Here is a 26,017-nt window from a genome sequence, read left to right on the forward strand (position 1 = left end):
AAGCCGTCTCAATGGGGCTAGTCTTGTCTCATGTCAGTCGATCGCGAGCAGGTTCTGCGCAGCGCCGCGGCCCTGCTCACCCGTAAGTCAACCTCCACCATGGACGAGGTCGCCCGCGCGGCGGGCATCAGCAGGGCCACCCTGCATCGCCACTTCGCGGGCCGCGAGGCGCTCGTACTCGCCCTGGAGGGGCTGGGGCTCCAGGAGTGCGAGGCGGCCCTGGACCGGGCGGCTCTCGACGACGGCAGCGCCGAGGACGCGCTGCGGCGCCTGGTGAAGGAGGTCGAGCCCGCCGCCGGCCTCCTCGCCTTCCTCTACACGGAGAACCAGCTCTTCGAGGGCGGCACGCAGAACGAGGGCTGGTCCCGGATCGACGCCCGGCTGGCCGCCCTCTTCCGGCGGGGGCAGGAGAACGGCGAGTTCCGCATCGACCTCACGCCGGTCTGGCTCACCGAGGCCTTCTACGGCCTGATCGGCTCCGGCGCCTGGGCCGTCCTGGACGGCCGGGTCGCCGCCAAGGACTTCTCGTACATGATCGCCGAGCTGCTGATCGGCGGCGCACGGCGGAGAGTGGAATCATGACCAGCACCCCTCAGCGGACCGCCGAGGCGGACGTGGAGCGCGGCCCCGGCCGCTGGCTCGCGCTCGCCGTGCTCGTCCTCGCCGTCCTCCTGGTCGCCGTGGACGCGACCGTGCTCGGCCTGGCGACGCCGTACATCAGCGAGGACCTCAAGCCGTCCGGCACCCAGCTGCTGTGGATCGGCGACGTCTACTCCTTCGTCATCGCCGGCCTCCTGGTGTCCATGGGCAGCCTCGGCGACCGCATCGGCCGCAAGAAGCTGCTGCTCACCGGCGCCGTCGCCTTCGGCGCGGTCTCCGTGCTCAACTCCTACGCCACGAGCCCCGAGCTGATGATCCTGGCCCGGGCGCTGCTCGGCGTGGCCGGCGCCACGCTGATGCCGTCCACGCTGGCGCTCATCCGGAACATCTTCCACGACCCGCGCGAGCGCAGCCTCGCGGTCGGCATCTGGGGCGCCATGGCCTCGGCGGGCGCGGCCGTCGGCCCCGTCGTCGGCGGCTTCCTGCTCGAACACTTCTGGTGGGGCTCGGTCTTCCTCATCAACCTGCCGGTCATGGCCGTCCTCGTCCTCGTCGGCATCAAGCTGCTGCCCGAGTCGAAGAACCCGGCGCCGGGGCCCTGGGACCTGATCAGCGTCGTGCTCTCGCTCATCGGCATGATCGCCGTCGTGTACGCCATCAAGGAGGCCGCGGCCCACGGCGTGCGCTGGGACGTCGCGGCCGCCGCGGCCGTGGGCGCGGGCGCGCTCACCTGGTTCGTGCGCCGTCAGCTGACGCTGCCCGCGCCGCTCCTGGACATGCGGCTCTTTCGCAACCGCGGCTTCTCCGGGGCGGTCCTCGCCGACCTGCTGACCGTGCTCGGCCTGTCCGGCCTGGTCTTCTTCCTCTCCCAGTTCCTGCAACTGGTCCAGGGCAGGCGGCCGTTCGAAGCGGGCCTGGCCGAACTGCCCGCCGCCGTCGGCGCGGTGGGGGCGGGGCTGATCGCGGGCGTGGTCGCGCGGCGCTTCTCCGTCCGCGTCGTCGTCGCGGGCGGGCTCGCGGCGGTGGGGCTCTCGCTCGCCGTACTCACCGGGCTCAGCCAGCACACCGGCTACCCGCTGCTCGGGGCCTCGCTGCTGGTGGTCGGCATCGGGGCGGGCTTCTCGTTCACGGTGACCGCCGACGTCATCCTCTCCAGCGTCCCCAAGGAGCAGGCGGGGGCGGCCTCCGCGGTCTCCGAGACGGCGTACGAACTGGGCGCGGCCCTCGGCATCGCCCTGCTCGGCTCCGTCGTCACGGGCGTGTACCGCGACTTCACGGCCCCCCAGGGGACCCCGCCGGAGGTGGCGTCGGCGGCGCACGAGTCCCTCGGCGGCGCGGTGGAATCGGTCGACGGCCTCCCGGCCCACCAGGCGGACGCGCTGCTGGCCTCAGCCCAGACGGCCTTCGTCGACGGCCTGCGCCTGGCGTCGGGCGTAGGAGCGGCGGTCCTGCTCGCCACGGCAGCGGCGGCGTGGTTCCTCCTGAAGGGCCAAGCCCTGGAAGACACGGCACCCCCGCACTAGCCCCGCGCCCCTTGCAGGGGCCCAGGAAAAACGCCCCTCAGGGGCGCGGGGAACGGCGCGCCAAGCCACACGAAACCCGCACGGGGGGCCGACCGAAACCCCCTCAGGGGCGCGGGGAACGGCGCGCCAAGCCACACGAAACCCGCACGGGGGGCCGACCGAAACCCCCCTCAGGGGCGCGGGGAACGGCGCGCCAAGCCACACGAAACCCGCACGGGGGGCCGACCGAAACCCCCTCAGGGGCGCGAGGAACGGCGCGCCAAGCCACACCAAACCCGCACCCGAGAAGCGACCGAAACCCCCCTCAGGGGCGCGGGGAACTGCGCGACCGCGGCCGGCCCCCACCCACCCGCAGCCGAGCAGGCAAGCGAAACCACCCTCGCCCCCGCCCCCGAGGCACCCACGAAAAGGGCGCCCGCCCCAACACCGGGAAACCCCCGGCGGGAACAGGCGCCCAGCACAAACCGCCCAAGCCCCGCAGGGCTACGCCGCTTTGGCCTTCGTGGCGTACATGTCCACGTACTCCTGCCCGGACAGCAGCATGACCTCCGTCATCACCGAGTCCGTCACCGCCCGCAGCACATACCGGTCGCGGTCCATCCCGTCGTACCGGGAGAACTCCATCGGCTCACCGAAGCGCACCGTCACCTTGCCGGGCCGCGGCAGCCCCTTGCCGCCCGGCTGGAGCTTGTCCGTGCCGATCATCGCGAAGGGCACGACGGGCGCGCCGGTCATCAGGGTCAGCCGGGCGATGCCCGTACGGCCCCGGTACAGCCGCCCGTCGGGCGACCGCGTCCCCTCGGGGTAGATGCCGAAGACCTTGCCGTCGTCGAGAACGCGCCGACCGGTCATCAGCGCGGCGACACCGCCACGCCCGCCGTCGCGGTCCACGGGGATCATGCCGACGCCGGTGAAGAACCACGCCATGAGGCGGCCCTTGAGCCCCTTGCCGGTGACGTACTCGTCCTTGCCGATGAAGAACACCGGACGGTTGGTGACCAGCGGCAGGATCATCGAGTCGATGAACGTGAGGTGGTTTCCGGCCAGAATGACGGGCCCGGTCCCGGGAATGTTCTCGGCGCCTTCTACCCGTGGGCGGAACATCAGGCGCAAGATCGGTCCGAGCACTGCCTTGATGAGCGCTAGACGGGACAACAGGCCCTCCGATGTCAACGGGTAGACGACGAGTAAACGCAGGTGAGGACGATACTCGCGGGCCGCCGCCGTTTGCACATCGGGTTCACGCACTCGATACGCGCTGTTGACATGGTTCCGTGCGGTCCTGCCCTGGTCCGTCGCCCTTGTGACGACGGTAGCGCCGCGAGGAGGGTGTGGCCCGAAGTAGTGGTCCTTGTCACGCCCCCACTTCGCTCCACGTAGCGACCGGGACAGCGACCTGCCCAGCGACCGCACAGCGGCCGCCCCGCACCGCCGCCACGCACACTCGCCATGCCGCGTCACCCTCACGTTCCGTCCAGGGTCTCCCACCCGTCACTCGCGGCCACCTACGATCAGTCCCGCTTTGTCAGGTGCAAGGCGGAGGCACATCGGGAGGAGCGCCAATGGCGACGCAGGAGTCGGGTCAGCAGCAGCCGGGGACGAGCCGGGGGCGTCGAGCGGTCCTGGGGGCGGCGCTCGCCGGCGCGGGCACGGCCGTGGTCGGGCTGCCCGGCGTGGCGAGAGCCGACCAGCGGCACGATCACGGGCACGGGCACGGCGGCTACGAGAGCCTGCCCAAGCCGACCGTCGTCGCGCACCGGGGGACCAGCGGCTACCGGCCCGAGCACACGCTCGGCTCGTACCAGCTGGCCCTGGACATGGGCGCCCACGTCATCGAGCAGGACGTCGTGCCCACCAAGGACGGTCATCTCGTATGCCGTCACGAGAACGACATCACCGCGACGACGGATGTCGCGGCGCACCCCGAGTTCGCGTCCCGCAAGACCACCAAGTCCGTCGACGGCACCCCGCTCACCGGCTGGTTCACCGAGGACTTCACGCTCGCCGAGCTGAAGACGCTGCGCGCCAAGGAGCGCATCCCGGGCACCCGCCAGCGCAACACCCTCTACGACGGCCGCTGGGACGTGCCCACCCTCGAAGAGGTCCTCGAGTGGGCCGAGAAGGAGGGCCGCAGGCGCGGCAGGCCCGTCTGGCTGCACATCGAGACCAAGCACCCCACGTACTTCCGCAAGCTGGGCCTCGGCCTCGAAGAGCCCCTGGCCAAGCTGCTGCGCCGGTACGGCCGCCACAAGAAGAACTCGCCGAACTTCCTCCAGTCCTTCGAGCCCAGCAGCATCCAGCGCCTGGCCGAGCTGGTCTCCGCGCCGCGCGTCGTGCTCCTGTCCGGCGCCACCAGCCGCCCCTGGGACTTCGTCGAGGCCGGCGACCCGCGCACCGTCGCCGACCTGATCAAGCCCGAGGGCCTGCGGTGGATGGCACGGTTCGCGCAGGGCATCGGCCCCACGCTCGACCTGATCATCCCCAAGAAGGCGGACGGCAGCCTCGGCACGCCGACCACGCTCGTCGACGACGCGCACGACGCCGACCTGATCCTGCACCCGTACACGATGCGCAACGAGAACACCTTCCTGCCCACGAACTTCCGCAAGGGCACGGACCCGACCGCGTACGGAGACGCCTTCGGCGCGTTCAAGGCCTACTTCGAGACCGGCATCGACGGCATCTTCTCCGACAACGCGGACACCGCGCTGCTGGCCGCCGCCGACTTCGCCAAGGACTGAGCGGAACCTCGCCAAGGGCGGACGGCGTCAACGGCGGATCGAGCGCACCCGGTTGGGGTGAGTGACGGCCGCTCCGGAAACCTCGCACCGGAGCGGCCGCGTCCCGCCCGACATGACGTACGACCTCATTCCCGCGCTGATCCCCGCCCTCGGCCCGCTGCTCGCCGCCGAGGCGTCCGCGGAGGCACTCGGCCACGGCGACGATCCCGGCGACCTCGAACAGGCCGTCTGGCTGCGGCTGTTGGAGCGCCTGGAGTCGAAGGGCCCGCCCGCCGACCCGGCGCGGTGGGTGCGCGGCGCCGTCCGGTCGGAGGCGCGCCGCTCCAGAAGCGCCGCCCGGCGCGAGAGGGCGTACGCGCAGGAGCCCGCCGACGACTTCGAGCACGGCCCTGAACAGCGCGCCCTGAGCGCCGACCGACGCCGCAGCCTGTACGCGGCGGTCCGCAGACTGCCCGGCCGCTGCCCCCGCATCATGGCCGCGCTGCTGTCCCCCAAAGATCTCACCTACCGGGAAATCGCAGGGGAGTTGGGAATGTCACAGGGCAGTCTGGGGCCGGAACGTTCCCGATGCCTGGGATGCCTGCGCAGAATGCTGGCGGCGGAGGTTGCAGCTCCTGAACCGCGGGGAATGGAGCGTTAGACAACCGGTGGAGCAGGTGAGCGGGAGGCATGCACACATGGGCATGAGCGTGACCATCTCGGAGGCGGCGGAAGCGGACGCCGAGCAGATCCTCAAACTGCAGTACCTCTGCTACCAGAGCGAGGCCGAGCTCTACGGCGACTACTCGATCGAGCCGCTGACCCAGACCCTCGACTCCATCAAGGCCGAACTGACCACGGGCACCGTCCTGGTGGCCCGCCTCGGCGACGAGGTGGTGGCCTCCGTGCGCGGCACGGCCGACACCGACGGCACGGCGCGGATCGGCAAGCTCATCGTCCACCCCAGGATGCAGCGGCACGGCCTGGGCGGCCGCCTCCTGCTCGCGATCGAACGCCGGCTCGGCGCGGACAGCACCACCAAGTGCTTCCAGCTCTTCACCGGCCACCGCAGCGAACAGAACCTCCAGCTCTACCGCAAGCACGGCTACGCCCCCGTGAAGACCGAGCGGGTCAACGACCGCCTCACGGTCGTGACCCTCACCAAGGACTCCGACACCCGGGCGTACGCGACGAGCGCCTGACCGAGCCAGCGGCCCCGGCGTACGCGCGGGCGGCGGGCGCGGCGCTCAGCGTCCCGTCCGCCGCGCCCTCACCAGCCAGAAGATCGCCGTCACCGGCAGGATCACCGGGATGAACAGGTAGCCCATCCCGAAGTCCGACCAGACCGTGGCGTCCGGGAAGGCGGAGGGGTCCGCCAGTGTCCACGTCCCGACGGCCAGTACGCCCACCAGCTCGGCGGCGCAGCACACCAGCGCCGCCCGGCGGGCCGTCTCGCCGCCGCGCACCAGCGAGTACGTGATGAAGCCGTAGACGAGGCCCGCGAGCGCCGACAGCGAGTAGGCGAGCGGGGCCTTGTCGAAGTCCGTCGAGATCTGGACCGCCGAGCGCGACACCGCGCCGACGACCATCACGCCGTACAGCCACAGCAGCAGGATGCCCGGCCCCGTGATCAGCTTCCGGCGGGGCTCGTCCTTGACGCCCTCTTCGGTGTCCGTCATCTCAGCCGCCCCAGATGTCGTAGAGCCGTACCTGGAGCACGGCGAGGACCACGCCGCCCGCGGCGACCGTCAGGGAGCCCCAGCGGGTGCGCTCCGCGAGGGACATGAAGCCCGCCGCGGGGACGCACGCGAAGGAGCCGAGCAGATACGCCACGAAGATCGTCGTGCCCTGTTCCGGGTCCTCGCCGCGCGCCAGCTGCACGACACCGACGATCAGCTGGACCAGGGCGAGCAGCGTCACCACGCCCATGCCGATGAAGTGCCAGTCCTTGGTCGGCTGGTCGCGGTACGCGGCGAAACCGCACCAGGCGGCGAGGGCGAGCGCGGCCACGGCGGTCGCGATCGTCAGGGCAACAAGCATGCCGGTGACTTTATTACGTGCCCTTTGACCCGATGCGGGTGCCCCCGGCGCCCCACGTACGCTGGGACGCCATGAAGATCCAGGCCGAAGCGCTCCTGTTCGACAACGACGGCACCCTCATCTCCTCCCTGGAGTCGGTCCACCGCTGCTGGACGCGGTGGGCCGACGAGTACGGGATCACCCCCGAGGAGTTCGCCCGGGTCGAGCTGCACGGCCGCCCCGCCGCCGAGATAGCCGCCGACCTGCTGCCCCCGGAGAAGCTCCCCGGGGCCGTCGCCCGCATCGAGGAGCTGGAGGTGTCCGACGTGGCCGGCGGCGTCCACCTGCTGCCCGGCACCCGCGCCCTGCTCGACTCGCTCCCCATGGACCAGTGGGCCGTGGTCACCTCCGCCACCCGCGTCCTGGCCGAGGCCCGGCTCGCCGAGGTCGGCATCCGCCCCGCGCTGCTGATCGCCGCCGACGACATCACGCGCGGCAAGCCCGACCCGGAGCCCTTCCTGCTCGCGGCCGACAAGCTCGGCGTCGACCCGGCGCGCTGCGTGGTGTTCGAAGACGCCCCGGCGGGACTGGCCGCGGGCCGCGCCGCCGGCATGACGACCGTGGCGTTGGCCACAACCCACGACGCCGCCGAGCTGTCCGCGGACTTCCTGGCCAAGGACCTCTCCGCCGTGTCCGCGCAGGCCACGGCGGGCACCGTGGAGATCACCGTCGCCGGCTGACCGTCCCGCCCGTCCCGCCCGCCCCCGTCCCACCACTGTCCGCTATTCGGACAGCGGGGGTGGACGGTGGGCTCACGCGTGTTTTACTTGGGCCCATGACCACGACGAGCAGCCGCACCCTTGCGACCGAGGCGATCACGACGCCCGGTGCTCGTTGTATGTGTCGAATGTGCGCCTTCTGAGGGCCCCCGCACCACCGAAGAGCCTCGCGCCCCGAAGCGAAGCCGCTGTGCCGCGCCCCTGCCCGACGTACGCGACGAAAGCCGTACCGACGCAGGAAGCGAGCTAGCCCCGCGCACACGTCCTCCGGTTCCGATCGCCACCGCGAGAACCGTGCCGCGTTCCGAACGAATGCCCCGTGCCCGGCCACACCCGCGCCGCGCACTCGACAGTGACGGAATCCCCTGTGATCACCACTTCCGGCCTCACCAAGGTCTACCGCTCACGCGGTCGTGAAGTAACCGCCCTCGACGGAGTCGACCTGCACGTCCGCGAGGGTGAGGTGTACGGCGTCATCGGCCAGTCCGGCGCCGGCAAATCCTCGCTGATCCGCTGCGTCAACCTCCTGGAACGCCCCACCTCCGGCACCGTGACCGTCGCCGGCCAGGACCTCACCGCCCTCGCCGGCCGCGGCCCGCGCGCCGGCCGGGAGCTGCGCCGGGCCCGCAGCCGCATCGGCATGGTCTTCCAGCACTTCAACCTGCTCTCCTCGCGGACCGTGCAGGACAACGTCGAGCTGCCGCTGGAAATCCTCGGCCTCTCCGGCCAGGAGCGCTCCCGCAAGGCCCTCGCACTGCTCGACCTCGTCGGCCTCGCCGAGAAGGCGAAGTCCTACCCGGCGCAGCTCTCCGGCGGCCAGAAGCAGCGCGTCGGCATCGCGCGCGCCCTCGCCGGCGACCCGAAGGTGCTGCTCTCCGACGAGGCGACCAGCGCGCTCGACCCGGAGACCACCCGCTCCATCCTCCAGCTGCTGCGCGACCTCAACCAGCAGCTCGGTCTGACCGTCCTGCTCATCACCCACGAGATGGACGTCGTCAAGAGCGTCTGCGACTCCGCCGCCCTCATGGAGCGCGGGCAGATCGTCGAGTCCGGCACCGTCAGCGAACTGCTCGCGACGCCCGGCTCCGAGCTGGCCGCCGCGCTCTTCCCCGTCAGCGGCGAGGCCACGGGCGACGACCGCACCGTCGTCGACGTCACCTTCCACGGCGACGCGGCGACCCGGCCGGTCATCTCCCAGCTGTCACGCACGTACAACATCGACATCTCGATCCTGGGCGCCGCGATGGACACCGTCGCGGGCCGGCAGGTCGGCCGCATGCGCATCGAACTGCCCGGCCGCTTCGAGGAGAACGTCGTCCCGATCGGGTTCCTGCGCGAGCAGGGCCTTCAGGTCGACATCGCGGGCGAGGGGCCCGTACCCGCGCCCCGGGACGAGAAGCTGCTGGTCAAGGAAGGTGCCAAGTGACCTGGTCGGAGATGCAGCCGCTGCTGGAGCAGGCGTGTTGGGACACGCTCTACATGGTCGGCTGGTCGACGCTGATAGCCGTCGTCGCCGGACTGCCGCTCGGTGTCCTGCTCGTCCTCACCGAGCGTGGGGCACTTCTGCAGAACGCCGTGCTCAACAAGGTCATCGGGCAGGTCGTGAACATCGCCCGCTCGATGCCCTTCATCATCCTGATGGTCGCCCTGATGGGCTTCACGCGCTGGATGACCGGCACCACCATCGGCCGTGAGGCGGCCCTCGTACCGCTCGCCGTCGGCGCCATCCCGTTCTTCGCGCGCCTGGTGGAGACCTCCATCCGCGAGGTCGACGGCGGGCTCGTGGAGGCCGTCCAGTCGATGGGCGGCTCCACCTGGACCGTCGTACGCAAGGTCCTCGTCCCGGAGTCGCTGCCCTCGCTGATCTCCGGCGCCACCACCACGATCGTCGCGCTCATCGGCTACTCCGCGATGGCGGGCACGGTCGGCGGCGGCGGCCTCGGCGACCTCGCGCTGCGCTACGGCTACCAGCGCTTCGAGACCGAGCTGATGTGGATCACCGTGGCGATCCTCGCCGTGGTCATCTCGATCATCCAGTTCGCGGGCGACTACGCGGCCCGCAGGCTGCACAAGCGCGGCGGCGGCTCCGGTCCGCTGCTGCTGTTCCGGCCGCTGCGCGGGGCGCTGCCCGCCACCACCGCCGCCGAGTCGGCCATCGAGACCGCCGAGGCCACGCAGGCCCCCGGCACCACCCCGGCCGCACAGGTCACCAAGGCCACCCCGGTCACGGAGACCACCAAGGCCACCGAGACCAGCCAGGCCACCCAGGTCACCAAGACCGGCTGACCGGGCGCAGGCCCGCAGACCGCCCCGCCCACCCGTGCGGGGCAGCACCACCCCTGGAGAAAGGCACTTTTCGTGCGTAACACCGCCAAGATCACCACCGCTGTCCTCGCCGCCGGAGCCCTCACCCTCGGGCTGAGCGCCTGCGGCTCCGAGAAGGGCTCCGCGGGCGACAAGGACGGCGCGCTCGTCGTCGCCGCCACCCCGACGCCGCAGGGCCAGATCCTCGACTACGTCCAGAAGAACCTCGCCAAGAAGGCCGGCCTCGACCTGGAGGTGAAGGAGTTCACCGACTACGTCACGCCGAACACCGCCGTCCAGCAGGGCGAGGTCTTCGCGAACTACTTCCAGCACAAGCCGTACCTGGACGACTTCAACAAGAAGAACGGCACGGACATCGTGCCCGTCCCGGGCGCCACCGTGCACCTGGAGCCGCTCGGCGTGTACTCCAAGGGCGTCAAGAAGCTCGGTGACCTGAAGGACGGCGCCACCGTCGCCGTCCCGAACGACACCACCAACGAGGCCCGCGCGCTCAAGCTCCTCGCGGACAACGGCCTCATCGAGCTGAAGAAGGGCGTCGGCTACGACGCGACCCCCAAGGACGTCGCGAAGAACCCGAAGAACCTGAAGTTCAAGGAGCTGGAGGCCGCCCAGCTGCCCCGCTCCCTGAGCGACGTCGACGCCGCGGTGATCAACGGCAACTACGCGCTGGAGGCCGAGCTCAGCCCCGCCAAGGACGCCCTCGCCGCCGAGAAGGCCAAGGGCAACCCGTACGGCAACTTCCTCGCCGTGAAGAAGGGCGACGAGAAGGACCCGCGCGTCAAGAAGCTCGCCAAGCTCCTCACCTCGCCCGAGGTCAAGAAGTTCATCGCCGACAAGTACGACGGCGCCGTCGTCGCGGCGTTCTGATCATGCGTACGACCGTCATCGCCGCCGCGGCGGGCACCCTGGCCCTCGGCCTCGGGCTCACCGCGTGCGGCGGGGGCGCCAAGGGGTCCGGCGGCGACCAGCTCGTCGTCGGGGCCACCCCGACCCCGGCCGGCGAAGTCCTCACGTACATCAAGGAGCACCTCGCGAAGAAGGCGGGGCTCGACCTGAAGATCACGGAGTTCACGGACTACGTCACGCCGAACACCGCGCTCCAGGAAGGCTCGCTCGACGCCAACCTGTACCAGCACACCCCGTACCTGAAGGACTTCAACGCGTCCAAGAAGACGGACCTGGTGCCGGTCACCGAGGTGTACCTGCCGCCCATGGGCGTGTACGCCAAGAAGACCGAGGACATCGGGAAGCTGAGGCGGGGCGCGACCGTCGCCGTCCCCAACGACACGACCAACGAGGGCCGGGCGCTGCAACTGCTCGCCACCAAGGGCGTCATCGGGCTCAAGAAGGGCGTCGGCACCACCGCGACGCCCGAGGACATCACCGCCAACCCGAAGAAGCTCACCGTCAAGCCGCTCGACCCGGCGCAGCTGCCCCGCTCCCTCGACGACGTCGACGCGGCCGTCATCAACAACAACTACGCGCTCGACGCCGGGCTCAGCCCCAAGAAGGACGCCATCCTCCTGGAGTCGCCGAAGCACAACCCGTACAACAACGTCCTCGCCGTCAAGAAGGGCGACGAGGACGACCCGCGGGTGCGCAAACTGGCGAAACTGCTCACCTCGCCCGAGGTGCGGCGCTTCATCGAGGACAAGTACCAGGGCTCCGTCCTGCCCGTCGACAGGACGCCCGCCGAAGGGAACTGACGGACAGTCCGCTGCCGCCCGCACCCGGGGTCCCCTCCTGAGGAAGGAGCGGACCCCGTGGTGCGTCCGCACGCCCGCATGCTGCATGCTGGGCACTTCAGCAGGCCCGAGGTTCCAGGTTACGGAGCGGCGCATGACAACCTTCCCCGACATCTCCCTCAGCACGGAGCGGTTGGTGCTGCGCCCGTTCGAGGACGCCGACGTCGCCGCGTACGCGGAGATGATGAACGACGAGATGGTCACCGCCTGGACCTCCGTGCCCCAGCCCTACACCGAGGCCCACGCCCGCGACTGGATCACCCGCCTCGCCCCGGCCGAGCGCGACGAGGGCCGCGGAATCGCCCTCGCCGTCACGGAGTTCCTCACCCAGCGCCTGGTCGGCCTCGTCCACCTGCGCAACACCGACTGGCGGGTGCGCGCCGGCGAGCTGAGCTACGTCATCGCCCCCTGGGCCCGCGGCGAGGGCTACGCCTCCGAGGCGGCGCTCGCCACCGCCCACTGGCTCTTCGACGACCAGGCGTTCCAGCGCATCGAGCTGCGCACCGCCGCCGACAACACCGCGGCCCAGCAGGTCGCCCAGAAGATCGGCTGCGTCAGCGAGGGCGTCCTGCGCGGCGCCTGGATAGCGCGGACGAGGAACGGCGGCGACCCCTTCGGCGGCTGGATCGAGCTGCGCACCGACCTCATCGTGTGGAGCCTGCTCCCCGAAGACCTCGAAGGCGTCTCCGACAGCTTCGCCGAGAGCGGCTTCTCCGCCTTCTCCGACTGGAACTGAACCCGACTCGCCCCCCGCCCGGCACGCCCGCCCGGCTCCCCGGCATCCCCGAGTCCCACCAGGTACGCTCGCCCCTGGCCGCGTGCGCGGTCGCCCCCCCCGGCAACCGCCGCCCCGCACTGCAGACCCGCGAGAACCCAGGAGACAGACCAAGATGGCCGACCGGGTCACGGTGATCGGCTGGGACGGAACGCCACTGACCGACGCGGCACACTCCGCGCTCCGCGCCGCCACACTCGTCGCCGGCGCCGGCCACCACCTGGCGCTGGACGAGATCCCCGCCCGGGCCGAACGGATCCGCCTCGGCAGCGTGAGCCTCGCCGCCCGCCGCATCGCCGCCCACCGCGGCACCGCCGTGGTCCTCGCCGACGGCGACCCCGGCTTCTTCGGTGTCGTACGCACCCTGCGCGCCCCCGAATTCGGCCTGGAGGTCGAAGTGGTGCCCGCCGTCTCCTCGGTCGCCCAGGCCTTCGCCCGCGCGGGCATGCCCTGGGACGACGCCGAGGTCGTGGTGGCCCACCGCCGCTCCCTGCGCCGCGCCGTGAACGTCTGCCGCGCCCACACCAAGGTCGCCGTCCTCACCTCGCCCGGCGCGGGCCCCGCCGAACTGAGCCTGCTGCTCCAGGGCGTCCACCGCACCTTCGTCATCTGCGAGGAGCTGGGCACCGACCGCGAGCGGGTCACCGTCGTCACCTCCGACAAGGCGGCCGACCACACCTGGCGCGACCCGAACGTCGTCATCGTCGTCGGCGGCTCCGGCACCGTCCCCTCCTCCGACACCGGCTGGATCGCCGGGCGCGAACCGTCGCTCTCGCCGCGCGGCTGGGCGCTGCCCGCCGCGGAGTACGGCGGCGACATCTGGCTGGGCGAGGGGGAGAACGACCGGCTGCGGGCCGCCCAGCTCGCCCGCCTCGGACCGCGCGCCGGCGACCTCGTCTGGGACATCGGCTGCGGCAGCGGCGCCTTCACCGCGGAGGCGGCCCGCTTCGGCGCCGCCGTGATCGCCGTCGACCGCGACGCCGACGCCCTGGGCCGCACCACCGCCGCGGTACGCCGCTTCGGGGTCCAGGCGCAGACCGTCCACGGCGTCGCGCCGCACATCCTCGAAGACCTGCCCGAACCCGATGTCGTACGCGTGGGGGGCGGGGGAGCGGCGGTGGTCTCCGCGGTGGCCGACCGCCGTCCCGAGCGCATCGTGACGCACGCGGCGACCCGCGACGCGGCGGAGCTCATCGGCCGGGACCTGTCCGAGCACGGGTACGTCGTCGAATGCGCCCTCCTCCAGTCCGTCGAGATGGACACCCGCAGCTGGCGGGAAGAGAAGCGGACAGTGGCATTCCTGCTGTCCGGGAGGTTGCCGGACCGTTCCCCGTGACCCTGCCGCGGCGGGGTGCGGGGTAGGCTGGCCGATCGTTGTACCGCACCCGGGTGCCCGGCAATTCATTGGTCAAGGTCCGGAAAGTCCACCCGTTCCGGGGGGCCGGTGTGGTACGGCGGGACCGGAGGACGCGCAACGTGGCGCAGTCCACAGCGGACCGTGGCCGATCAAGCTGCCATGGGGGCGGGCCGACCGGGACAATGCTGGTTGTCCGGTACGCGGTTCGTGCCGCCCGGCGCGCACGCTCGTTGAGGAAGACGGGCGGTTGGTGCGCCGCTCCGGTCGATGGGGCCTCCCCGGCCGAAGGCCGCGGGGCGGTCGAAGAAGCACTAACCGATGGGCGAGGGGTTACGCATGACCGACACCGGCCAGATCCCGGGTGAGGGGCTGCCGGAGGGCGCAGGCAACGGTGTCCCTTCCGGCCCCGTGCAGGGCATGGGGGCGCGGCAGCCGGGCGTTCCCGCTCCGGATGCGTATACCTTCGTGGACCCCGCCGACCCCTCCGAGAACCCCGCCGACGACGACGATCTGCTGCTGATGCCGGGTGCCCAGGGGGCGTGGAGCGAGGCGCAGGCGCAGGCCTACGCGGCGCAGGCCGCCCAGGCCCAGGCCGCCGCCCAGGCCCAGGCCGCGCAGGCCGCTCATCAGCCGGGCCCGCACGAGACCGCGGGCCGGGACAGCGGCTCGGTCGACCTGAACGGCGTCCGCATGCCCGGCGCCGTGTCCGCCGCGTCCCACGCCGGCTCTTCGCGACGTCCGCTGCACCACGGTCCCTCGGGCCCCGCGGTGCCCGACAGCTCGGGCAGCCCGGTGCGGACGCTCGCCGACCGGGGCCCCGCCGGGGCGACCACCGCGCAGCAGGCCGTGCCGGCGCGGCACGCGGCGCCGCCGGCCGCCGGGCCCGAGTACCTGGACGCCCCGCGCGACGACGCGGCCACGTCCGGACCGCGGCTCGGCGAGATCCCCTCGCAGGGCGGCGCCCCGCAGACCGCCGAGCAGGCGCCCGCGCCGGAGCCGGAGCAGCTGCCCGAGGCCCAGCACGAGCCGTACGCCGCCTCAGCAGAAACGGTCGTCCCAGCGGTGTCAGGGGCCACTGAGGCCACCGACGTCACGGCCGCACCGCAGCCGGTGGCGGCCGGGGTGACCGAGATCGCCGGGGCGGTTGAGGCGGTTGAGGCGCCGCAAGCCCACGAGGCCCTGCCGGCCCAGGAGATGGCCCAAGCCCCGCAGACTCCGGACGCACCGCAGGCCCCCCAGGCGTCCGTGACTATGGACATGCCCCAGCCTGTGGTGACCGCCCAGGCTCCAGAGGCACCGCAGGGCTCCGAGGCGCCGCAGGCTGCCCAGATGCCCGTAGCCCACGACATGCCTGAGGCCGTCGCGCCCTTGCAGGGTCCGGAAGCGCCGCAGGCCCCCCAGGCGCCGCAGGTCGCGGAAGCCGCCCCTCCGGTCCAGGAGGTGCCGGAAGACGCTCCCGCCGCGCCCATCGCGCCGCCCGCAGCCGAGGCGTACGCGGACCAGACGGCGCACACTGCCGAGACGGCCCAGGCAGCGGAGACGGTGCAGGCGCCGGTTCAGCCGGTCGAGACGACCCAGGCGGCCGAGATCGACCAGCCGGTCGGGACGGCCGAAACGGCGCAGGCGGCCGAGATCGACCAGCCGGTCGAGACGGCCGAAACTGCGCAGGCGGTCGAGACGACCTCAGCGACCGAGGCGGCTCAGGCGGTCGAGACGGCCCCGGCCACCGAGGTGGCACAGCCGGTCGAGGCGGCACAAGCGGCCGTCGAAGCGGCACAAGCGGCCGAGGCCGCTGAGGCCGCCGCCGCGACCGTGGACCCGGCTGCCGCCGCGACCGTGGACCCGGCTGCCGCCGCGACCGTGGACCCGGCTGCCGCCGCGAGCGCCGATCCGACCGTCCCCGCACCCGTGGCTCCCCCCGCCCCGGAAGCCGTCCCGTTCCCGGACGCGGCTGACGCCGTCGCCGCCCAGGCCGGACCCGACGCACAGACCGGCGCCGACTTCAGCGCCGACGTCACTGCCGGGCCCGACGTCGTGCCCGGCGCTTTCCCCGAGCAGGCCGCCGGGGTGGACCAGGGCCAGCCGGTGTTCGCCGAGGCGGTGTCCACCGCCGTGAACCAGCCCGGTCCCGACGCGCAGACCGGCGCCGACTTCAGCGCCGACCTCGCTGCCGGGCCCGACGCCGTACCCGGCGCTCTCCCCGCGCAGGCACCTGCGGTGGACCAAGAGCAGCCGGTGTTCGCCGAGGCGATGCCCGCCGCCGTGAACCAGCCCGCGTTCGCCGTCGCCTCCGCCCAGCCCTGGGGCAGCGCGCAGGCGGGGCAGGCCGATTTCGCCCCCGGCACCGCCCAGGGCGCGTACGCCGCGGCCGTCGCCGCCCAGGGCCACGCGCCGAACGGCGTGCTCCCGGCCGAGGCCCGACACGCCGCACCCGGCCGGCCCCACCCCGAACAGCAGAGCCCGCAGGGCGCCGACGCGCCGGAGTACGCGCCGCTCACCGACGAGCAGGGCGAGGCCCCCGAGCCCCTGCCCATCGGCCGGTTCGTGCCGGTCGAGGGCTCCGTCCCGACCACCCCGCACCTCGCGCCGACGCCGCCGCGCCCCCTGGTCATCCCGCAGGACGACCCGGAGGCCGAGCAGTTCGCCGGCCAGCAGCCCACCGGCGCCCCGGCCGAGCCCACGGAGCCCGAAGGCGCCGTCCCCGCCGTCCCCATGCCCGCCCCGCGCGACGGCGCCGAGCCCATGGCGGTGGACGCCGGGCAGGCCGCCGAGGCCGCGCCGTCCGTGGATTCCCCTGTACCTCCGGTGGTGGCCCCGGCCGAGTTCCCGGCCGCCCCCGGAACGGCCGACCCGGCCGACGAGTTGGACGAGGCCGACGAAGTCATCTCGTTCGAACCGATCGAAGCGAACGAAGTGACCGAAGTGGCCGAAGCACCTGAGATGGCCGAAGTGGCCGAAGCACCCGCGATGACCGAAGCACCCGCGCCCGAAGCACCGCAAGCACCCGCGACCGCAGCGCCGCAAGCGCCCGAGACGGCGGAAGGCCCCGAGCTCCTCGCGGCCGACGACGCCCCGGAGGCGGCCCAGGCCCAGGCGCAGGCACCGGCACCGGCCGTCGCCGAAGCCCCGGGCCTCCTCATCATCGAAGAGGACCCCGCGGAGGCGGCCGCGCCCCTGACCTCCCCGGGCACCGCGGCGCCGGGCTACGCCGACGCCGAGCGCGAGGCCGTGCTGCGCGTCATGCGCGAGCGCCGCGACATCCGCAACGGCTTCCGCCGCGACCCCATCCCGCACGAGGTGCTGCTGCGCGTCCTGGAAGCGGCCCACACGGCACCGTCCGTCGGCCACTCCCAGCCCTGGGACTTCGTGGTCATCAAGTCCGCCGAGACCCGGCGCACCATGCACGAACTGGCCCAGCGCCAGCGCGACGCGTACGCCAAGTCCCTGCCCAAGGGCCGCGCGAAGCAGTTCAAGGAACTGAAGATCGAGGCCATCCTCGACACCCCGGTGAACATCGTCGTCACCGCCGACCCCACCCGCGGCGGCCGCCACACCCTCGGCCGGCACACCCAGCCGCAGATGGCCCCCTACTCCTCGGCGCTCGCCGTCGAGAACCTCTGGCTCGCCGCCCGCGCCGAGGGCCTCGGCGTCGGCTGGGTCAGCTTCTTCGACGAGCGCGAGATGGTCCGTGCCCTCGGCCTGCCCGAGCACCTCGAAGTCGTCGCCTACCTCTGCGTGGGATACGTCGACGAGTTCCCGGACGAGCCCGAGCTGATGCAGGCCGGCTGGTCCAAGCGGCGCCCGCTGTCCTGGGTCGTCCACGAGGAGACGTACGGCCGCCGCGCGCTGCCCGGCGAGGACCCGCACGACCTGCTGGCGGAGACCGTCACCAACATCCGCCCGCTGGACGCCAAGGCGCTCGGCGAGGCGTGGGAACGCCAGAAGCGGATGACCAAGCCGCCGGGCGCCCTCGGCATGCTGGAGATCATCTCCGCCCAGCTCTCCGGGCTGTCCCGGATGTGCCCGCCGCCGATCCCGGAGCCCGCGGCCGTCGCGATCTTCGCGGGCGACCACGGCGTGCACGCCCAGGGCGTCACCGCCTGGCCGCAGGAGGTGACCGCGCAGATGGTCGCCAACTTCCTCGGCGGCGGCGCGGTCTGCAACGCCTTCGCCAACCAGGTGGGCGCCGAGGTCTGCGTCATCGACGTGGGCGTGGCGAGCGAACTGCCGGCCACGCCGGGCCTGCTGCCCCGCAAGGTCCGCGCGGGCACCGCCGACATGACGACCGGGCCCGCCCTGACCCGCGAAGAGGTCAAGGCGGCCATCGAGGTCGGCGTCGAGACGGCCCGCGACCTCGTGGCCGCGGGCAACAAGGCGCTCCTCACCGGCGAGATGGGCATTGCGAACACCACCGCGTCCGCGGCGCTGATCTCCGTCTACACCGAGGTGGACCCCGCCGAGGTCACCGGCCGGGGCACCGGCATCAACGACGAGATGCACGCCCGCAAGGTCGAGGTGGTCCGGCGCGCCCTGGAGCTGCACCAGCCCGACCCGGCCGACCCGATCGGCGTCCTCGCGGCGGTCGGCGGCCTGGAGCACGCCGCCATGGTGGGCCTCCTCCTGGGCGGCGCGTCCCTGCGTACGCCGGTGATCCTGGACGGCGTGAGCGCCGGCGCGGCCGCCCTGGTCGCCCGCGCCATCGCCCCCGAGGTCCTCGCGGCCTGCATCGCCGGCCACCGCAGCGCCGAGCCCGGCCATGTCGCGGCCCTCAACAAGCTGGGCCTGCGCCCGCTGGTCGACCTGGACCTGCGTCTCGGCGAGGGCACGGGCGCGCTGCTCGCCCTGCCGATCGTCCAGAGCGCCGCCCGCGCGATGCACGAGGTGGCCACGTTCGACTCGGCGGGCGTCACCGAGAAGTAGCCGAGCCGGGGCGAGCACCCCACGCGGCGGAGCCGCACGGTGTCGCAGCCGCGGCGGGGCGGGGCTCGGGGGAGAACCCCGACCCCGCCCCCGCCATACTGAACCCGCACGTCAACGCAGCCGCTCCACCGCCGCAGCGGCCCGCACCCCTCAAGACTCCGCCCGTACGAGGAGCCGCACAGCCATGGCCGAACACCCCGCCTACCCCGTAGGCCTCCGCCTCGAAGGCCGCCGCGTCGTCGTCCTCGGCGGCGGCCAGGTCGCCCAGCGCCGGCTGCCCGCCCTGATCAAGGCAGGCGCCGACGTCCTCCTCGTATCCCCCTCGGCGACCCCCTCGGTGGAGGCGATGGCCGACGCGGGCGAGATCACCTGGACCCGGCGGCGCTACGAGGACGGCGACCTCCAAGGCGCCTGGTACGCCCTGATCGCCACCAGCGACGCCGACGCCAACACCCGCGCGTCGGCGGAGGCGGAGGCGCACCGCGTCTGGTGCGTACGGTCCGACGACGCCGAGGCGGCCACCGCCTGGACCCCGGCCACCGGCCGCTCCGAGGGCGTCACCGTCGCCGTGCTCAGCAGCGACGTGCAGGACCGCGACCCGCGCCGCACCGCCGCCATCCGCGACGCGGTCGTGGAGGGCCTGCGCGACGGCAGCCTCGTCGCCCCGCACCTGCGCACCCGGACCCCGGGCGTCGCCCTGGTCGGCGGCGGCCCCGGCGACCCCGACCTGATCACCGTGCGCGGCCGCCGGCTGCTCGCGGCGGCGGACGTCGTCATCGCCGACCGGCTCGGCCCGCGCGACCTCCTGGACGAACTGCCGCCGCACGTCGAGGTCATCGACGCCGCGAAGATCCCCTACGGGCGCTTCATGGCCCAGGAGGCCATCAACAACGCCCTGATCGAGCACGCCAAGCAGGGCAAGGCCGTCGTCCGGCTCAAGGGCGGCGACCCCTACGTGTTCGGGCGGGGCATGGAGGAGGCGCAGGCCCTCGCCGAGGCGGGCATCGCCTGCACGGTCGTGCCGGGCATCTCCAGCTCGATCTCGGTCCCCTCCGCCGCGGGCATCCCGGTCACCCACCGGGGCGTCGCCCACGAGTTCACGGTGGTCAGCGGCCACGTGGCGCCCGACGACGAGCGCTCCCTGGTCGACTGGCCCGCCCTGGCCAGGCTGCGCGGCACGCTCGTGATCCTGATGGGCGTCGACAAGATCGGCAAGATCGCCGAGGCCCTCATCGCCCACGGCCGTACGGCGGACACCCCGCTGGCGCTGATCCAGGAGGGCACCACGGCCGCCCAGCGCCGCGTGGACGCCACGCTCGGCACGGTCGCCGAGGCGGTCCGCACCCACGAGGTGCGGCCCCCCGCGGTCATCGTCATCGGGGACGTCGTCCGGGTCGGCCCGCAAGCCCTGGCCTAGACAGGCCGGGGGCCCTGGCCCGCCATCCGAGTAACCAGCGGTAACGGAACACGCTCCCGGCCGTTGGCACCCCACCCACGACAAGGCAGTATCACCCTGTGGCTGATCTCATCACCGTCGACGACCCCGACGACCCCCGCCTGCGCGACTACACGGGCCTGACCGACGTCGAGCTGCGCCGCAGGCGCGAACCGGCCGAGGGCCTGTTCATCGCCGAGGGCGAGAAGGTCATCAGACGGGCCAAGGACGCCGGCTACGAGATGCGCTCGATGCTGCTGTCGGCCAAGTGGGTCGACGTCATGCGGGACGTCATCGACGAACTCCCGGCACCCGTGTACGCGGTCAGCCCGGACCTCGCCGAACGGGTCACCGGCTACCACGTGCACCGCGGCGCCCTGGCCTCGATGCAGCGCAAGCCGCTGCCCACGGCCGACGAACTCCTCGCGACCCACCGCCGGGTGGTCGTCATGGAGGCGGTGAACGATCACACGAACATCGGTGCGATCTTCCGGTCGGCGGCCGCCCTCGGCATGGACGCGGTGCTGCTCTCGCCGGACTGCGCGGACCCCCTCTACCGCCGCTCGGTGAAGGTGTCGATGGGCGCGGTCTTCTCGGTGCCGTACGCCCGTCTGGAGTCCTGGCCCAAGGGCCTGGAGGGCGTGCGCGAGGCCGGTTTCAGCCTGCTCGCCCTGACCCCGGACGAGAAGGCGAAGTCCCTGGACGAGGTGGCCCCGCATCGCATGGACCGCGTCGCGCTGATGCTCGGCGCGGAGGGCGACGGCCTCTCCACCCAGGCCCTGGTCGCGGCCGACGAGTGGGTCCGCATCCCGATGGCCCACGGCGTGGACTCGCTGAACGTGGGCGCGGCGGCGGCGGTCGCCTTCTACGCGGTGGCGACGGGACGCCCGCACCTCTGATGGGACGCCCGCACCTCTGACGGGGCGCCCGTGCCTCCGACCGGGCATCCGTGCCCCCGTCGGGCATCCGTGCCTCTGACGGGGTGTCCGCAGCCCTGACGGGGCGTCCGCATCCCTTACCGGACGCCCGCACCTCTGACGGGACGCCCGTGCCCCTGACGGGGTGTCCGCATCCCTGACGGGACGCTCGCACCTCTGACGGGGCGCCCATATCCCTGACGGGGCGTCCGCATCCCTTACCGGACGCCCGTAACTCCTGCGGCCCCCGTCAGGTGCCGGGCGTCTGCCCCGGCTCGGCCGGGCCGCTCTGGGACGTCGTCCCCCGCTGCGGCACGTCCACGTCGCCGAGGCTCCGCGCGGGACCCTGGCAGCCCTGCGCCGCCGCGATGCCCAACGCCACCAGCAGGGTGACGACCACGAACACGAACAGCCGTTGGCGCAGCAGCCGCGGATTGGCGGGCATCATCCTGCGCCCCGACCCGCTGGTGCGCGGCCCCTGCCTGCCGGTGCCGCTGCGCGGGGCGGGCCTGGCGCCGGAACGCGGCGCGTTCCGCGCGGCCGACGGCCGGGACCCGGTCCGCGAGACGCCGGGCCTGGACGCACCGGTCCGTGAGGAACCAGTACGTGAGGAACCAGTACGTGAGGAACCGGTCCGCGAGGTGCCCGGCCGGGGCGCGGCGGGTCGCGGCGGGGGAGTGCCGCCGGGGGCGGGCCGCCGCTGGGTGCGCTGTTCGGCGTAGCTCTCGGCGAGGCGTCCCGTCGGCCGGTCGTGGTCCTGACGCGGCGCCGGGGGCCGTACGTCGCCGAGGCCCTGTGCCTCTCGCGCGGCGATCTCCTTGAGGCGCAGCGACAGTTGCAGCGTGCTCGGCCGCTCCTCGGGGTCCTTGGCGAGGCAGGCGCGGATCAGCGGCGCCAGGGAATCCGGCACGCCGTGCAGCTGCGCCTCCTCGTGCACCACCCGGTACAGCATGACCTCGGAACTGCCCTGCCCGAAGGGTGAGTCGGCCATGCCCGCGTACGCGAGGGTCGCGCCGAGCGCGAAGACGTCGGTGGCGGGTGTGACGGCGGCGCCCCGTACCTGCTCGGGGGCGAGGAAACCGGGCGAGCCCACGGCCGTCCCCACGTGCGTGAGCGTCGAGGCGCCGGTGGCCCACGCGATGCCGAAGTCGATGATCCGGGGCCCCTTGGGGGACAGCAGGATGTTCGACGGCTTCAGGTCGCGGTGGACGACACCCGCCTCGTGCACGGCGACGAGCCCCTCGGCGAGGGCCGAGCCGACCACGGCCACGTCGGCCGCGGCGAGCGGCCCCTCGGCGGCGACCTTGTCGTGCAGCGAGGGCCCGGGGACGTACTGCGTGGCGAACCACGGCCGGTCCGCGTCGAGGTCGGCGGCGACGAGCCGCGCCGTGCAGCCGCCGCGGATGCGCCGGGCGGCGGAGACCTCGCGGGCGAACCGCGACCGGAACTCCTGATCCTCCGCCAGGTCCGGCCGGATCACCTTCAACGCGACGCGCTGGCCCCGCCGGTCGGAGCCCAGATAGACGACACCCATGCCGCCGGCGCCCAGGCGCCTGTGCAGCCTGAACGAGCCGACGACACGCGGGTCCTCGCGCCGGAGCCGCATCATCGCCATGTCCATCCCCGCTACCCGGTCCGTCTGACGAGCCACAGCTTACGTTTCCACGGGCGGGCACGTGCAGAGGCCGCGCCCTCGCGAGGCGATCGATTGTCAGTGCCGGGTGGGAAAATCGAAGAGTGGTCAGGGAGCGGGGGACACGCGGCCGTTGGCGCCGGCCCCGACTCCAACCATCCAGCGCCGAAGGGGGATTGATCCCGTGAAGGGTGACCGCGTGGAGATAGTCGTGGACGCGGGGGACACGACGAAGACGTACGAGGTGGTGGCGAGCCGGGCGGGCCGACGGGTGGAGACGGCGGTGCGCAGAGGAGTGGTGGAAGTGAGCGAAGTCACCCGTACCGGCTCGGTGGTGCGTACGGCCAGGTTCATGGCGACCCGGGTCCTGGCCCTGGTCGAGCAGCCCGTCCCCAGGGCGGACGACTCCGAGACATCGGCCCGCTCCCTCCGGGAAGACCCTGAGACCTAGGTCTCCGTCTCCACCCAGGGGAGTACATGCGCGGGGGCCGCTCATCCTCCGGGAGGCCGACCAATCGGTACGAGGGCATGACGCCAGGGGGTGTCCACCCACCTAAATTTGAGGTCAAGCGGCGAGTGCAGCACTCGTCCCCCGAGGTCAGCCACTCGCCGCTGCCAGATCCACATCGGAAACGGTCAGGAGAGGAACCATGGCGGACACGGCACCGCGGACCATGCTCCGCACGCAGGGGCGCAGGTTCTCCGCGTTCGGCACCCGCCCGTCCGGCACGCGCCACCCGCTGGTGGCGACGGCCATGGTCCTCCCGCTGGCAGCCCTGCTCGTGGTCGTCTTCGGCGGCTGGGAAGCAGTGGTCACACAAGCGTCGTCCGTAGGCGTGATGCTGGGGCGCTGAGCGGCGCCCCGGGCCCGGAAGAGCGGTCCGGGCGGGGACATCCGGCCAGGAAACCCCGTGGGGACGGGGGTGCGGCGGACGGCACAGATGCCCGCGCAGCTGGGGAGCTGCGCGGGCATCACCACGCCCACGAGCCCCTCGGACGAGCCGCTCCGAGTAACCGCCCGGCCCGCCCCCACGGCGTCCCCGCCAGTCGCCGGGACCCGTCCGTCCAGCGAGTCCGGCGGCCCGCCCGTTCGGGCGTAGGCCTGACCACAACAACGGAGCGCCGGATGCGCTCGCCCCCGCCTGCCCCCGCAGGAGGCCCCCGCCCCGGACTGCGTACGCTTCGGCCGGTAAGCCCGCCCACGTACCCCCGGGGGACCCGTGACCACCCTCCTCCCCGCGCTGGCCGCCACGGCCCGTCGCGTCGCTCACCCGCGTGCGGGCCACTGCCGCTGCGGTGCGGGCGAAGGCGTCGGTGCCGTTCTCGCGGACCGTCCTGACGCCACCGTCGTGCGCCACGGCGGCATCGTCGCGAAGGCCCACGCCGAGGAGACGGAACCGGCAGACCTGGCGGTACGCCTCGCCGTGGCCGAGCGACTCCCGGACGTCCTGCTGCCGCCCCTGTCCGCCGTCCCCACCGCGCTGCACGGCCGCCTGGTCACCTGCTGGCCCCACGGCACCCCCGTGGACCGCGACGACCCGGACGCGGCCCCTTGGGAGGCCGCCGCCACTCTCCTGGCGAGGTTGCACCGCACCGACCCGGCGGCCCTCCCGGGTCCGCTGCCCGCCATGCGGGGCCCGGCCAAGGCGGCCCGCGCCGTCGGGCGTCTCCGCGCGGCCGGTCCGCATCGCGCCGCGCCCCCGGTCCTGCGGGCCTGGCGGGCCCTGCCGGCCTGGGCGCGCGACGAGGGCGCCGCCCCGGGCCCGCCGCGCCTGTGCCACGGCGACCTCCACCTCGGCCAGCTCGTGCGCACCCCGGACGGCACCTGGCTGCTGATCGACGTGGACGATCTCGGCGCGGGCGACCCCGCCTGGGACCTGGCCCGTCCCGCCGCCTGGTACGCGTGCGGACTGCTCGCCCCGCAGGAGTGGGCCCGCTTCCTGGACGCCTACCGCGCGGCCGGCGGCCCGGCCGTGCCGGCCGGCGGCGCCGACCCCTGGCCGGCCCTCGACGTCCCGGCCCGCGCGCTCACGGTGCAGACGGCCGCCCTCGCGATCGCCAAGGCGGCCGCCGCCGACCGCCCCCTGGACGAGGTCGAGCAGGCCGTGATCGACGCCTGCGGCCGGATGGCCCCGGCCTGAGCCGAGGGTCCGCCCGCCCGCCCGAGTTGGCCCGGGAGGCGACGAAGTAGGGTGCGACGCACCGAAGCCGGGCAGAGATCCGGCGAAGCAGTCACCACCGGCGAGGAGTTGAGCCGTCCATGCAGTGCCCCAAGTGTCACGCACCGATGCACACGTACAACCGCAATGGCGTCCAGATCGAGCAGTGCAGCGGCTGTCGCGGCATCTTCCTGGACTACGGCGAGCTGGAGTCCCTGACCCGCCTGGAGGCCCAGTGGGGCGGCCAGCAGGCCCCGCCGCCGCCCGCGCCCCCGCAGGCCTACCCGGCCGCGCCGGCCCCCGCCTGGGGCGCCCCGCACGGCGGCCACAGCGGTCACTACGGGCACGGCAAGCGCCACCAGAGCTTCGGGCACATGCTCTTCTCCTCCTGAGAAGCCCCGGAACGACGAAGCCCCCGGCCGTGGAGACGGCCGGGGGCTTCGGGGGTGGTGCGCGATACTGGGATTGAACCAGTGACCTCTTCCGTGTCAGGGAAGCGCTCTCCCGCTGAGCTAATCGCGCGGGCTTGTCCTGCGTGTGCTGCGTACTGCGTGCGCGATACTGGGATTGAACCAGTGACCTCTTCCGTGTCAGGGAAGCGCTCTCCCGCTGAGCTAATCGCGCGGGTTCGACCTTCGGGAGCACACCGTCGAGACGGTCTCCGTGAAGATCAGTGGACGATACTGGGATTGAACCAGTGACCTCTTCCGTGTCAGGGAAGCGCTCTCCCGCTGAGCTAATCGTCCTTGGAGGTGGAGACGGGATTTGAACCCGTGTAGACGGCTTTGCAGGCCGTTGCCTCGCCTCTCGGCCACTCCACCAGGAGTGCGGGGTCTCGGGAAGATCCCCCACGTTCCTGCGAGCGGACGACCAGGTTCGAACTGGCGACCTCAACCTTGGCAAGGTTGCGCTCTACCAACTGAGCTACGTCCGCTTGTCTTTCCCGGCCCGCTTGCGCGTCCCGGCGACGTGTTGAACTCTAGCGGATTCCTGGGCCAGTACAAAAACGCGTTTGCGCAGCGTGCTGCGCTGTCGCCGGTCCGGGGCGCCGCCAGGACGCCGGTCATAGACTCGCAGCCGTGCACAACCCCCCTCCGACGTCCTCATCGG

General features: G+C 72.9%; 23 protein-coding genes and 5 tRNA genes. 19 read left to right on the forward strand and 9 right to left on the reverse strand.

Annotation, left to right across the window (positions count from 1 at the left end; translation table 11 throughout):
- Window positions 1-30: 30 nt before the first annotated feature.
- Window positions 31-582 carry a TetR/AcrR family transcriptional regulator gene (locus ACZ516_RS25385; protein WP_358699243.1) on the forward strand — a complete coding sequence of 184 codons (552 nt, stop codon included), beginning with the start codon at window positions 31-33 and terminating at the stop codon, window positions 580-582.
- Entirely contained in the window at window positions 579-2,123 is a 1,545-nt protein-coding gene (locus tag ACZ516_RS25390) for an MFS transporter (RefSeq protein ID WP_469011742.1), read from the forward strand. The genes ACZ516_RS25385 and ACZ516_RS25390 overlap by 4 nt, the downstream gene beginning before the upstream one ends.
- A 483-nt stretch (window positions 2,124-2,606) precedes the next feature.
- On the opposite strand, the gene ACZ516_RS25395 is transcribed toward ACZ516_RS25390, so the two are convergent.
- Window positions 2,607-3,296: a lysophospholipid acyltransferase family protein gene (locus ACZ516_RS25395; protein WP_361078709.1), complete on the reverse strand. Its 690-nt coding sequence runs from the start codon at window positions 3,294-3,296 to the stop codon at window positions 2,607-2,609.
- 389 nt (window positions 3,297-3,685) lie between these two features.
- Between ACZ516_RS25395 and ACZ516_RS25400 the strand changes: the two genes are divergently transcribed.
- The 3 genes from ACZ516_RS25400 to ACZ516_RS25410 all read left to right on the forward strand — a co-directional run bounded on the left by ACZ516_RS25400 (window position 3,686) and on the right by ACZ516_RS25410 (window position 6,045).
- Window positions 3,686-4,864: a glycerophosphodiester phosphodiesterase gene (locus tag ACZ516_RS25400; RefSeq protein ID WP_469011743.1), complete on the forward strand. Its 1,179-nt coding sequence runs from the start codon at window positions 3,686-3,688 to the stop codon at window positions 4,862-4,864.
- A gap of 112 nt (window positions 4,865-4,976) precedes the next feature.
- Window positions 4,977-5,504, forward strand: coding sequence for a sigma-70 family RNA polymerase sigma factor (locus ACZ516_RS25405; RefSeq protein ID WP_361078703.1), 528 nt, complete (start codon window positions 4,977-4,979; stop codon window positions 5,502-5,504).
- 37 nt (window positions 5,505-5,541) lie between these two features.
- Complete coding sequence (locus ACZ516_RS25410; protein WP_358577917.1) at window positions 5,542-6,045, forward strand: GNAT family N-acetyltransferase; 504 nt, start codon at window positions 5,542-5,544, stop codon at window positions 6,043-6,045.
- A gap of 45 nt (window positions 6,046-6,090) precedes the next feature.
- Here ACZ516_RS25410 and ACZ516_RS25415 read toward each other — a convergent pair whose 3' ends face one another.
- On the reverse strand, window positions 6,091-6,522 hold the full coding sequence (locus tag ACZ516_RS25415) for a hypothetical protein (protein WP_361078700.1): 432 nt from the start codon (window positions 6,520-6,522) through the stop codon (window positions 6,091-6,093).
- Window position 6,523: 1 nt separating this feature from the next.
- Window positions 6,524-6,883: a hypothetical protein gene (locus ACZ516_RS25420; protein WP_358698360.1), complete on the reverse strand. Its 360-nt coding sequence runs from the start codon at window positions 6,881-6,883 to the stop codon at window positions 6,524-6,526.
- 71 nt (window positions 6,884-6,954) lie between these two features.
- On the opposite strand from ACZ516_RS25420, the gene ACZ516_RS25425 reads away from it, so the two are divergent.
- The 10 genes from ACZ516_RS25425 to ACZ516_RS25470 all read left to right on the forward strand — a co-directional run bounded on the left by ACZ516_RS25425 (window position 6,955) and on the right by ACZ516_RS25470 (window position 21,097).
- A complete protein-coding gene (locus ACZ516_RS25425; RefSeq protein WP_469011744.1) occupies window positions 6,955-7,602 on the forward strand; it encodes an HAD-IA family hydrolase in 648 nt (215 codons plus the stop codon).
- Between the two features lie 406 nt (window positions 7,603-8,008).
- Window positions 8,009-9,067 carry a methionine ABC transporter ATP-binding protein gene (locus tag ACZ516_RS25430; protein WP_358577927.1) on the forward strand — a complete coding sequence of 353 codons (1,059 nt, stop codon included), beginning with the start codon at window positions 8,009-8,011 and terminating at the stop codon, window positions 9,065-9,067.
- Window positions 9,064-9,927, forward strand: a complete 864-nt coding sequence (locus tag ACZ516_RS25435) for a methionine ABC transporter permease (RefSeq protein ID WP_361078692.1) — start codon at window positions 9,064-9,066, stop codon at window positions 9,925-9,927. The genes ACZ516_RS25430 and ACZ516_RS25435 overlap by 4 nt, the downstream gene beginning before the upstream one ends.
- 72 nt (window positions 9,928-9,999) lie before the next feature.
- On the forward strand, window positions 10,000-10,833 hold the full coding sequence (locus ACZ516_RS25440; protein WP_469011745.1) for a MetQ/NlpA family ABC transporter substrate-binding protein: 834 nt from the start codon (window positions 10,000-10,002) through the stop codon (window positions 10,831-10,833).
- A 2-nt stretch (window positions 10,834-10,835) separates the two neighbouring features.
- Window positions 10,836-11,672 carry a MetQ/NlpA family ABC transporter substrate-binding protein gene (locus tag ACZ516_RS25445; RefSeq protein ID WP_361078689.1) on the forward strand — a complete coding sequence of 279 codons (837 nt, stop codon included), beginning with the start codon at window positions 10,836-10,838 and terminating at the stop codon, window positions 11,670-11,672.
- 133 nt (window positions 11,673-11,805) lie between these two features.
- The gene (locus tag ACZ516_RS25450; RefSeq protein WP_358912546.1) at window positions 11,806-12,447 is read left to right on the forward strand and encodes a GNAT family N-acetyltransferase; all 642 of its coding nucleotides are present in this window, start codon (window positions 11,806-11,808) and stop codon (window positions 12,445-12,447) included.
- A 154-nt stretch (window positions 12,448-12,601) separates the two neighbouring features.
- On the forward strand, window positions 12,602-13,822 hold the full coding sequence (gene cbiE / locus ACZ516_RS25455; RefSeq protein ID WP_361078686.1) for a precorrin-6y C5,15-methyltransferase (decarboxylating) subunit CbiE: 1,221 nt from the start codon (window positions 12,602-12,604) through the stop codon (window positions 13,820-13,822).
- A gap of 357 nt (window positions 13,823-14,179) precedes the next feature.
- Window positions 14,180-18,763, forward strand: a complete 4,584-nt coding sequence (cobT, locus tag ACZ516_RS25460; RefSeq protein ID WP_469011746.1) for a nicotinate-nucleotide--dimethylbenzimidazole phosphoribosyltransferase — start codon at window positions 14,180-14,182, stop codon at window positions 18,761-18,763.
- 184 nt (window positions 18,764-18,947) lie between these two features.
- Window positions 18,948-20,180, forward strand: coding sequence for a uroporphyrinogen-III C-methyltransferase (gene cobA / locus ACZ516_RS25465; protein ID WP_358577941.1), 1,233 nt, complete (start codon window positions 18,948-18,950; stop codon window positions 20,178-20,180).
- Between the two features lie 98 nt (window positions 20,181-20,278).
- Window positions 20,279-21,097 carry a TrmH family RNA methyltransferase gene (locus ACZ516_RS25470; protein ID WP_358700669.1) on the forward strand — a complete coding sequence of 273 codons (819 nt, stop codon included), beginning with the start codon at window positions 20,279-20,281 and terminating at the stop codon, window positions 21,095-21,097.
- Between the two features lie 268 nt (window positions 21,098-21,365).
- Here ACZ516_RS25470 and ACZ516_RS25475 read toward each other — a convergent pair whose 3' ends face one another.
- Window positions 21,366-22,736, reverse strand: a complete 1,371-nt coding sequence (locus ACZ516_RS25475) for a serine/threonine-protein kinase (RefSeq protein ID WP_358912633.1) — start codon at window positions 22,734-22,736, stop codon at window positions 21,366-21,368.
- 196 nt (window positions 22,737-22,932) lie between these two features.
- Between ACZ516_RS25475 and ACZ516_RS25480 the strand changes: the two genes are divergently transcribed.
- From ACZ516_RS25480 to ACZ516_RS25495, 4 genes are all read left to right on the forward strand, one after another.
- Window positions 22,933-23,199: a hypothetical protein gene (locus ACZ516_RS25480; protein WP_469011747.1), complete on the forward strand. Its 267-nt coding sequence runs from the start codon at window positions 22,933-22,935 to the stop codon at window positions 23,197-23,199.
- A 199-nt stretch (window positions 23,200-23,398) separates the two neighbouring features.
- Window positions 23,399-23,602, forward strand: coding sequence for a hypothetical protein (locus ACZ516_RS25485; RefSeq protein WP_358577948.1), 204 nt, complete (start codon window positions 23,399-23,401; stop codon window positions 23,600-23,602).
- A gap of 366 nt (window positions 23,603-23,968) precedes the next feature.
- A complete protein-coding gene (locus ACZ516_RS25490; RefSeq protein ID WP_361078678.1) occupies window positions 23,969-24,889 on the forward strand; it encodes an aminoglycoside phosphotransferase family protein in 921 nt (306 codons plus the stop codon).
- Window positions 24,890-25,008: 119 nt separating this feature from the next.
- On the forward strand, window positions 25,009-25,299 hold the full coding sequence (locus ACZ516_RS25495; protein ID WP_361078675.1) for a TFIIB-type zinc ribbon-containing protein: 291 nt from the start codon (window positions 25,009-25,011) through the stop codon (window positions 25,297-25,299).
- Window positions 25,300-25,354: 55 nt separating this feature from the next.
- Here ACZ516_RS25495 and ACZ516_RS25500 read toward each other — a convergent pair.
- The 5 genes from ACZ516_RS25500 to ACZ516_RS25520 form a co-directional block, all read right to left on the reverse strand.
- Window positions 25,355-25,429 (reverse strand) — tRNA-Val (locus tag ACZ516_RS25500).
- Window positions 25,430-25,459: 30 nt separating this feature from the next.
- Window positions 25,460-25,531 (reverse strand) — tRNA-Val (locus tag ACZ516_RS25505).
- Window positions 25,532-25,581: 50 nt separating this feature from the next.
- A tRNA-Val gene (locus tag ACZ516_RS25510) sits at window positions 25,582-25,653 on the reverse strand.
- 1 nt (window position 25,654) lies between these two features.
- Window positions 25,655-25,728, reverse strand: a tRNA-Cys gene (locus tag ACZ516_RS25515).
- Window positions 25,729-25,768: 40 nt separating this feature from the next.
- A tRNA-Gly gene (locus ACZ516_RS25520) sits at window positions 25,769-25,841 on the reverse strand.
- Between the last annotated feature and the right edge of the window lie 176 nt (window positions 25,842-26,017).

Source organism: Streptomyces sp. NPDC034037 (assembly GCF_055575715.1).